Origin of the sequence: Mycobacterium sp. IS-1264, assembly GCF_001954195.1 — a bacterium.
Classification (GTDB): Bacteria; Actinomycetota; Actinomycetes; order Mycobacteriales; family Mycobacteriaceae; genus Mycobacterium.
Genome location: NZ_MBES01000097.1, coordinates 20,207 through 29,150, shown reverse-complemented (window position 1 = coordinate 29,150; position 8,944 = coordinate 20,207). Strand labels below are relative to the sequence as shown.

10 protein-coding genes are annotated in these 8,944 nt (G+C 68.6%); 3 read left to right on the top strand and 7 right to left on the bottom strand.

Features of this window, described 5'->3' with window-relative positions; all coding sequences use genetic code 11:
• Together A5744_RS23880 and A5744_RS23875 are read right to left on the bottom strand one after the other, a co-directional pair.
• A partial coding sequence (locus A5744_RS23880) for an MFS transporter (protein WP_139331484.1) occupies positions 1 to 730 on the bottom strand: 730 nt, incomplete at its 3' end.
• 135 nt (positions 731 to 865) lie between these two features.
• A complete protein-coding gene (locus tag A5744_RS23875; RefSeq protein WP_076064840.1) occupies positions 866 to 1,156 on the bottom strand; it encodes a metal-sensitive transcriptional regulator in 291 nt (96 codons plus the stop codon).
• Between the two features lie 71 nt (positions 1,157 to 1,227).
• On the opposite strand from A5744_RS23875, the gene ilvD reads away from it, so the two are divergent.
• Positions 1,228 to 2,928 carry a dihydroxy-acid dehydratase gene (gene ilvD, locus A5744_RS23870; RefSeq protein WP_076064839.1) on the top strand — a complete coding sequence of 567 codons (1,701 nt, stop codon included), beginning with the start codon at positions 1,228 to 1,230 and terminating at the stop codon, positions 2,926 to 2,928.
• Positions 2,929 to 2,996: 68 nt separating this feature from the next.
• Here the strand turns inward: ilvD and A5744_RS23865 are convergent, their stop codons facing one another.
• Positions 2,997 to 3,437 carry an SPW repeat protein gene (locus tag A5744_RS23865; protein ID WP_076064838.1) on the bottom strand — a complete coding sequence of 147 codons (441 nt, stop codon included), beginning with the start codon at positions 3,435 to 3,437 and terminating at the stop codon, positions 2,997 to 2,999.
• 160 nt (positions 3,438 to 3,597) lie between these two features.
• On the opposite strand from A5744_RS23865, the gene A5744_RS23860 reads away from it, so the two are divergent.
• Positions 3,598 to 4,581 carry a nitronate monooxygenase gene (locus A5744_RS23860; RefSeq protein ID WP_076064837.1) on the top strand — a complete coding sequence of 328 codons (984 nt, stop codon included), beginning with the start codon at positions 3,598 to 3,600 and terminating at the stop codon, positions 4,579 to 4,581.
• A gap of 1 nt (position 4,582) precedes the next feature.
• Here the strand turns inward: A5744_RS23860 and A5744_RS23855 are convergent, their stop codons facing one another.
• Positions 4,583 to 5,242, bottom strand: a complete 660-nt coding sequence (locus tag A5744_RS23855; RefSeq protein ID WP_076064844.1) for an O-methyltransferase — start codon at positions 5,240 to 5,242, stop codon at positions 4,583 to 4,585.
• Between the two features lie 107 nt (positions 5,243 to 5,349).
• Between A5744_RS23855 and mymT the strand changes: the two genes are divergently transcribed.
• On the top strand, positions 5,350 to 5,511 hold the full coding sequence (gene mymT, locus A5744_RS23850) for a metallothionein MymT (protein WP_139329461.1): 162 nt from the start codon (positions 5,350 to 5,352) through the stop codon (positions 5,509 to 5,511).
• A gap of 45 nt (positions 5,512 to 5,556) precedes the next feature.
• On the opposite strand, the gene A5744_RS23845 is transcribed toward mymT, so the two are convergent.
• The 3 genes from A5744_RS23845 to A5744_RS23835 are packed head-to-tail and all read right to left on the bottom strand — an operon-like array spanning position 5,557 to position 8,944.
• Positions 5,557 to 7,695 (bottom strand): beta-glucosidase, encoded by a 2,139-nt coding sequence (locus A5744_RS23845; protein ID WP_205866341.1) that lies wholly within the window; start codon positions 7,693 to 7,695, stop codon positions 5,557 to 5,559.
• On the bottom strand, positions 7,692 to 8,198 hold the full coding sequence (locus tag A5744_RS23840) for a TIGR04338 family metallohydrolase (RefSeq protein ID WP_076064836.1): 507 nt from the start codon (positions 8,196 to 8,198) through the stop codon (positions 7,692 to 7,694). The genes A5744_RS23845 and A5744_RS23840 overlap by 4 nt, the downstream gene beginning before the upstream one ends.
• On the bottom strand, positions 8,195 to 8,944 hold the full coding sequence (locus tag A5744_RS23835) for a DUF2786 domain-containing protein (protein ID WP_076064835.1): 750 nt from the start codon (positions 8,942 to 8,944) through the stop codon (positions 8,195 to 8,197). Before A5744_RS23835 ends, A5744_RS23840 begins: the two co-directional genes overlap by 4 nt.

Sequence of the window (8,944 nt, the reverse complement as noted above, 5' to 3'; positions counted from 1 at the left end):
TGATCACCACGATGAACGTGTAGGACACGAAGTGGCCGGTCACCGCGACCATCGCGAGCAGGCTCACCGCGATCAACCGGCCGTTGCGGTGATGCCGCGACCGGGGGCCGACGTGGGCGAGCTGGTGCTCGGTGAGCACCATCTCCGGAAGCATGATCCGGGCGGCCACCGTGACGATCGCCGCCGCAACGGTCACGCACACCACCGCGAGCCGCCAGCCCCACATCAGGCTCATCGCCGCGGTCAGGGGGCTGCCGACGACCAGCGCCAGGCTCGTTCCGAGGTACATCGACGTCGTGGCGCGTCCGGCATGGCTCGGCGGCACCAACCGGGTGGCGATCGGGGCGATCACCGACCACAGCACGCCGTGGGTGATCGCGCAGAGCACCCGCCCGGCCGCCAGCACCGCGAAGTTCGGCGCGAGCGCCGAGATGAGCTGCGACACCGTCAGGCAGGTCAGGCTCATCACCAGGGTTCGGCGCCGCGGCCAGTGCGCGGTCCAGCGCACCAGCGGCACCGTTGTCAGGGCCGCCACCAGGGCGTACCACGTCAGCAGCGTGCCTACGACGACCAGGCTCACCTGCAGGTCGCGTGCGATCGCCGAAATCGCGCCGACGGGCAGGATCTCGGCCGTCACATAGGTAAAGGCCGCCGCGGCCAACACCGCTAATTGAGCGGCGATCCGCGGCGTCCACGTGCGCGCACTAGCGGTGGTGGTTCCGGTGCTCATAGCGTCGGCATCGGCCGGACTTCCCGGTGGCTGAGTGGAAATTGCTGGCGCGCTCACAATGCCCTTACCGTACGCACCGCCGCAACGGGTTCATCCCATCTGCGGTCTCAACACACGTAACAACCCGGTCACCGATTAGGAACGAACAAGGCGCGCGATGGCGGCCGAGGCCTCGGCGAGCTTGTCGTCGGCCTCGTTTCCGCCCTCGGAGACGGCGCGGGTCACACAGTGGCTCAGATGCTCGTCGAGCAGGTTCAGCGCCACCGAACGCAGGGCACTGTTGACCGCGCTGATCTGGGTCAGGACGTCGATGCAGTATTTGTCTTCGTCGATCATCCGCGCGATGCCACGCACCTGGCCTTCGATGCGCCGAAGACGCTTGGCGTAGTTGTCCTTGTCCTGCGAATATCCGTGTACCGTCGTCACCCCTCCGAGTCTATACCCCGATGGGGTATGACCGGCGAATTTGCGGTGGACCTGCCCGGCATACTTGAAAAATGGCCAAAACCCCCGCCGACATCAAACCGCGCAGTCGTGACGTCACCGACGGCCTGGAGAAGGCCGCAGCCCGCGGCATGTTGCGCGCGGTAGGCATGGGAGACGAAGACTTCGCCAAGCCGCAGATCGGGGTGGCCTCGTCCTGGAACGAGATCACGCCGTGCAACCTGTCCCTGGACCGGCTCGCCAAGGCGGTAAAGGAGGGCGTGTTCTCGGCCGGGGGCTACCCGCTGGAGTTCGGGACGATCTCGGTTTCCGACGGCATCTCGATGGGTCACGAGGGCATGCACTTCTCCCTGGTGTCCCGCGAGGTGATCGCGGACAGCGTCGAAACCGTGATGCAGGCCGAGCGGCTCGACGGCTCGGTGCTGTTGGCCGGGTGCGACAAATCGCTGCCGGGAATGCTGATGGCCGCCGCCCGACTCGATCTGGCGGCGGTGTTCCTCTATGCGGGCTCCATCCTGCCGGGGGTGGCCAAACTGTCCGACGGCAGCGAGCGCGAGGTCACGATCATCGACGCGTTCGAGGCGGTCGGCGCGTGCGCCCGCGGGCTGATGCCCCGCGAGGACGTCGACGCCATCGAGCGGGCGATCTGCCCCGGCGAGGGAGCCTGCGGCGGCATGTACACCGCCAACACCATGGCCAGCGCGGCCGAGGCGCTGGGCATGTCACTGCCCGGCAGCGCGGCGCCGCCGGCGACCGACCGCCGTCGCGACGGGTTCGCGCGGCGCAGCGGGCAGGCCGTCATCGAGCTGCTGCGGCGCGGCATCACCGCCCGCGACATCCTCACCAAGGAGGCGTTCGAGAACGCGATCGCGGTGGTGATGGCGTTCGGCGGCTCGACCAACGCGGTGCTGCACCTGCTGGCCATCGCCCACGAGGCCGGCGTCGAGCTGTCCCTCGACGACTTCAGCCGGATCGGGTCCAAGGTGCCGCACCTGGCCGACGTCAAGCCGTTCGGCCGCCACGTGATGTCGCACGTCGACCACATCGGCGGCGTGCCGGTCATGATGAAGGCATTGCTCGACGCGGGCCTGCTGCACGGCGACTGCCTGACGGTGACCGGCCAGACGGTAGCCGAGAACCTCGCCGCCATCGACCCGCCCGACCCGGACGGCAAGGTGCTGCGCGCGATGAGCGACCCGATCCACCCGACCGGCGGGATCACCATCCTGCGCGGGTCGCTTGCGCCCGAGGGGGCGGTGGTCAAGTCAGCCGGTTTCGACTCCGACGTGTTCGAGGGGACCGCAAGGGTTTTCGACGGCGAGCGGGCCGCGCTGGATGCACTCGAGGACGGCACCATCACCAAGGGCGACGCGGTGGTGATCCGCTACGAGGGCCCCAAGGGCGGTCCCGGGATGCGCGAGATGCTGGCTATCACCGGCGCGATCAAGGGCGCCGGCCTCGGCAAAGACGTTCTGCTGCTTACCGATGGCCGGTTCTCCGGTGGAACCACCGGGCTATGTGTGGGCCACGTTGCCCCCGAGGCGGTCGACGGGGGACCCATCGCCTTCCTGCGCGACGGCGACCGGATCCGCCTCGACGTGGCCGGCCAGACGTTGGACGTGCTGGCCGACGCAGCCGAATTCGAGGCTCGGCGAAAGGGTTTCACTCCCCCGCCGCCGCGTTACAAGACCGGCGTGCTGGCCAAATACGTCAAGCTCGTCGGCTCGGCCGCCATTGGCGCAGTCTGCGGCTAGCCCTGCCCGGGCCGGGTTCAGCCGGCCAGGCAGGGCGAATTGCCGCCTGGCTCAACGGACGTGGGCGGCTATGCGTGTGCGACCTCGGCGCGCGTGCGCGTGCCGAAGTACGTCGCGTTGAGGCCCAGGAAGGTCAACAACGCGCCACCGACTACGTTCGACCAGATCATGCCGGCGGTGGGCGAGAAGCCCGGCAGCACCCACAGCGACACGATGACCCACGCGCCGAGCACCGGCAGCGTCCAGGTCATGCCGTGGGCACGGTCTAGCGCCGAGGCGAACCCGTACGCCAGGAACGCGACCGCGATCCCGGCGAGGAGGTCGCACATCGCAAGCGATCTCGTGTCGCTGAACCCGATGATCCACGGCGACGCAGCCACATACAGACCGGTCAGCAACGCCAGGCCGAAGGTGACATGCGCACTCATCGACTCGGCTACGCGTTCGTAGCGCGCCCGTAGAGCCAACAGATCCGGGTGGTGATCGATTGATGAATGGACTGTACTCATTTTGTGACCTTTCTGTTATGCAGCAAGCCTTTTGAGCCGACTGCAACCCATCCATCTGCTGTAAAGATTACGCTCGATCGCGGTAGGCCAGCAACGAAAACCAGCCCGCTAAGGGGCCAGCTCACGGGGCGAATTCGCCGGCCGCGTAGCGTCGTTGGGCATGGACATCGTGGATAGGTTGCGGCTCGACGTTCCGATAGGACAAGCGGGAATGGGCGGCGGACTGGCCGGTGCGCCGCTGGCGGCAGCGGTCGCCCAGGTGGGCGCGCTGGGAACGCTCGGCATTACCACACCGCGCCAATTGCGCAGGTGTATAAGCGAAGTGCGCGAACGGGCCCCGGGCCGCGCCGTCGCGGTCAACCTGTTGATGCCCTTCGTCCGTCGCCACCACGTCGACGTCTGCGTGGAGACCCGCGTGGACGCCGTCGTGCTGGCGTTCGGCGAAAAACGCGGGCTGGTAGCGCACTTCCGCGATGCCGGTGTCTTCGTGTTCGTCATGGTCGGCACCGCGGCGCAGGCGCGCGCCGCCGTCGGCTGGGGCGCCGACGGCCTGATCGCCCAGGGTCGTGAGGCGGGTGGCCATCTCGTCGGGACCATGCCCGCCCTGGACTTCCTGCCCGAAGCGCTCGCGGCGGCCGCCGGGCGCCCGGTGTTTCTGGCCGGCGGCATCGCCACAGGTGCCGATACCCGCGCCGCACTGGCGGCCGGCGCCAGCGGTGTCATCGCCGGTACGCGCTTTCTGCTGACCCACGAGGCCAACGCCAACCGCGAGTACCAGCGGCGAATCATGCACGCGGACAACACCATCGAAACGAACCTGTTTGGCATCAGCTGGCCGCTGCGGCACCGCGTGGTGCCCAACGCGGCCACACGGCGTTGGTGCGGCGACGACGGGAAGGCCAGGGCGCTGCCGGCCGCCCTCAATGCGGCAAGCCGCCCCCTGGCCGCCCTGGGTTATTTCGACGCGGGCGCGTTGCTGCGTCTGCAGTCACCGGCGGTCCCGTTCTTCACCCCGCTGGCGCCGTTGGCGGGGATGCCCGATGCGTGGGTCGACCACGCGGCACTGTATGCGGGTGAGACGGCACTGCGGATCGGCGAAATCACTTCTGCCGAACAGGCGGTCAGGGATTTGTGCCCGCGCTGAGCTAGCGCACCAATGCGAGCGCGAAACCGTCCCACGGCTTGGCGCCGACCGTCTGGATCACCGCCGTGTCCAGCCGCGGGTGCTCGCCCATTAGCTGCAGCGCCTGCCGGGTCGCCGAAACTCTGGCGTCATCGGATTTCGGATCCAGGATCTTGCCCTCGCGAATGACGTTGTCCAGAACGACAACTGAACCGGGACGAGCCAGCCGGACCGCCCACTCGACATACGCGCCGTTGTTCTCCTTGTCGGCGTCGATGAACACCAGGTCGAAGGGATCACCCGCCAGCGTCGGCAACGTGTCCAGCGCGGCGCCGACTATCACCTCCACGCGGTCGGCGACCCCGGCCCGTTGCAGGTTGGCCCGCGCGACCTCGGCGTGCTTGGGTTCGTACTCCAGCGTCACCACCCGCCCTTCCGGACCCGCGCCACGTGCCAGCCAGATGGTGCTGAAGCCACCAAGCGTGCCGATCTCGAGGATGCGGCGCGCCCCGATGGCACCGGCCAGCAGGCACAGGAATTTGCCCTGCTGCACCGATACGGCGATCGACGGCAACCCGGCCGCGTCGCTGGACTCCAGGGCCGCGGCCAGGGCCGGGTCGTCGCCAACCACGGTGCTGTCCAGAAACGCATCGACGGCCTGCGGGGTGGGGTTCTCGGTCATGTCGCCCACGCTAGCCGCGAGCATTCGCCGCCGCAGCCCCTTTACGGCATACCGGTAGGGGGTATATAGTGAACCCGTGGTTGGTCTACACCACGAGTCAACGACAGATAAGGGTGATTCACATGGCGAACTACGAAGCAGGAACCCTGTTGAGCTGTGGGCATGAAGGCTGCGGATGTCGCGTTCGCATCGAGGTGCCCTGCCACTGCTCCGGCGCGGGTGAGGCATACCGGTGCACCTGCGGGGACGAGCTGACCCCCGTGGAGTAACGCCGGGCTCCCGGTCGTGCGTTCGGGCGTCGACGATTGCAGCCGTCAGCGTCCGAACGTACGGCAGGCCAGCTCGACCTTGGCGGTCAGCCGTGGCGTGATCGCCGAAGCACCCACGGCCACCGAGTAGTCGCCCCCCTCGATGCGCCAGGCTCCGGCCCCTCCGTCGCAGGAGCCGTCGTAGGAGGCCAGCAGGCGCGGATCGGCCTCGATCCGCACCCGGCACGTCGCGGCGGGCGCCAACTCGATCCGCTGGAATCCCAGCAATCGCAGACATGGCGCACCCGCCGTCGCGGTCAGATACAGCTGCGGGACATCGGCGCCGGCGCGGTCGCCCGCATTGACCACGCTGAAGGCCGCGCTGACCGTGTCGCCGCCGGTCGCCACCAGGTCGTCGTACTCAAACCTGGTGTAGGACAGGCCATGTCCGAACGCGAACAGCGGCGTCCGGTGCGTTTTCGCGAACCAGCGGTATCCGACATCCGCCCCTTCGACGTAGTCGATGGTGGTCGGTGTGCCGGGTGGCGCGCCGAGATCGCGCAGTTCCGGGCGCGGCGTCTGGGCGAGATCGACCGGGAAGGTGATGGGCAGCCGGCCCGACGGATTCATCCGGCCGGCAATGATTTCCGCGATCGCCTGCCCACCGGCCTGGCCCGGATACCAGGCCTGCACAATGGCGTTCACTTCGTCGTGCCAGGGCATCGTGACCGGGTTGCCGGTCTCCAGCACCACCACGGTGTTCGGGTTGGCGGCCGCCACGGCGGCGATCACCGCGTCCTGTCCCCAGGGCAGCGACAGATCGGCGACGTCGAAGCCCTCCCCCTCGGCGCGGATCGCGAACACGATCGCGATGTCGGCCCGCCGCGCGGCCAGCGCCGCTTCCGCCGGGCTGATCCCGGGATCAAACTCGAACTGCGCGTTGGGAAGTTGCTTTCTCAGCTCATCCAGCGGGCTCGACGGCAGCAGGTACAGGTTGCGCAGGCCGGCCTCCAGCCCGTGGCCGCCGATCGGGATCACCTTCGCGTAGCCGCCCGGCGGCACGACGGCGCTGGACCCGTAGCCGGCGGGCACGCCGATCTGCGCGTAGCCACCGATGACGACGATCCGCGCGGTCGACTCGGGCGCCACCGGCAGCACCCCGCGGTTGGTCAGCAACACGATGCCCTGGCGCGCGACCCGTAATGCAATCGCGTTGTGCGCGTCCATATCCGGTTCCGGGCCCGACTCGCGGCGGTCGATTCGAACGGCGAACATCGAGCGCAGGATCCGCCGGACCATGTCCGACAGACGCTCCTTGGGTAGCCGTCCGTCGGCGTAAGCGGCCCGCAGGTCGCCGCCGAACGACTCCGACTGCCACAGCAGCGCATCGATCTGTGCGCCGCACTCCTGGTCGAGCCCGGCGAGCGCGCATTCCCAGCTCGGCGTCGCGCCCCAATCGGACATGACCCAACCGCGATAACCCCACGCACCCTTCAGCACGTCGTTGATCAACGTGTGGTTCGCGGCGGCGTAGTCGCCGTTGACCTTGTTGTAGGCCGTCATCACGGCCCCGGGTTGCGAGCGCTCGATGGCGATCTCGAAGGCCAGCAGGTCCGATTCGCGGTGCGCGTCGGGATCGATGATCGCGTTCAGCCAGTGTCGATTGGTCTCGTTGCAGTTCAGCGAGTAGTGCTTGGTCGTCGAGATGACGCCCTGTTGCTGGATGCCGTTGATCGACTCCGCCGCCATCGCGGCACTCAAAAGCGGGTCCTCGGAAAGGTATTCGAAGTTGCGGCCATTGCGAGGATCGCGCGCCAGGTTGATCGCGCCCGCCAATTGCACGTTGAACCCGCGGCTGCGCGCCTCCCGTCCGATCATGTCGCCCGAGATGCGGGCGAGCGACGGGTCGAAGCTTGCGGCCAGCGCCTGCCCCGACGGTAGCGCCGTGGCGGTGTCGCCCGGGCGGTATCCAGGATTGGTGACGCCGAGGCCGGCGTCGCTCATGCGCAGCGCCGGGACACCGAGCCGGTCGATGCCGGGCACATACCCGGCGCTCATCGGCACGCCGGGCGGGATGCGCGCGTCGCGCAGGGGCCACAGTTCGCCCGCCCCCATCACACCGACGATCAGCGAGAACCGCTCGTCGTCGGTCAGCTGCGCCTCGACCTCGCGCGCCCGGGCGTCCGGATCATCCGATTCGCTCACCGCGCACCCTCTTTGGCGTACACGACCCGCAGCACGTGCCCGAGTTCGGGACCCATCACCAGTTCGGTCAGCGTGCAGATCGTCGCGACATACTCCGGGCCATGCGGCGGCTGCGCCTGGCACAGGTGGTGCGCCACTTCGTGCAGCACGACCAGCTCGCGCAGCGCCCAGTCGGCGGTGTCACGGTCGGGGACCGCGATAACGCCTGCGCCGTCATGGTTTTCGTAGTGTGCCGCGGTGGCCGCCCGCCGTGTCCGCACCCGCAGCGGCGACACCTCGGGCCAGCGTTGGCGCACCGACGGTAACGCGAGCACCTCGTCAACATAGCGCTGCACGGACGTGACCGATCCGAAACGGGCTTCGGGCGGCAGCGTCAACTGGGTTCCGAAGAACTCGACAACCGACGACCCGTGCTCGGCGGCGCGGTCGAACAACGTCCGGACGAACTCCTCAGCCGCGTAAACCTTCGAGCGCTGGGAATCGCGTGGCGAACCCTCAGTCACCGGCGCAGGGCCGAGCGCGCCCCGGGCAACTCGGGGCTGCTGCCCAACCGCGCTCGCCGTCCGGCCCGGTCACCTGCGCGCCGCGCCTTGGACGAATACCCAGCCGAAGCCCGGCTGGCTTGCCAGGTGCCGCGCGCCTTCGACGCGCCGCGGTAATAGTCCTGCAGCTCGAGTTCCTTGTCGCGCAAGGCGATCGCGGTGCCCGGTGGTCGCCGGCGGTCCTTGGTGGCTTCGCGGCGGATCTCGTCGCGGGCCTCGGACAGACGCTGACCCACGCGGGCGCCGAACGCCAGCTGGAAATTGAGCCGGGCGGTGATCGTCGGTGTGGGGCGATGCGCGCCCGAGGCGAGGTAGGCGTCCGACGCCCGCACCATCTGGACAACCAGGCTGGCGTACAGGGCGTGGGTCGCGTCGATGTCCTCGGCGAACCCGTACGCGTAGACGAACGTCGAATTGGACGCCACATCGCAGCGCACGTCGTTAGCCGCCGCGATCACGACGAACAGCTGGACATACGTCCGCAGCCCCCGGCTGCCCGCGTTCCCGATGGTGATGGTCCGCTGCGTCGGGGCCTGCGCGGCCGTTCGGTTGGACGAATGCGAGCGCGCCACCGCCAAATCGATGGACGCCGCCGTCGCCAGGCGTTGCGCTGCGCTCATGAACGCATCGGCCTCGTGGGGGTTGTCGGTGCCCTCGGCCTGACGCAGCAGCGCGGCGATCCGCGCCAGCATCTTGTCGTCAGTCAT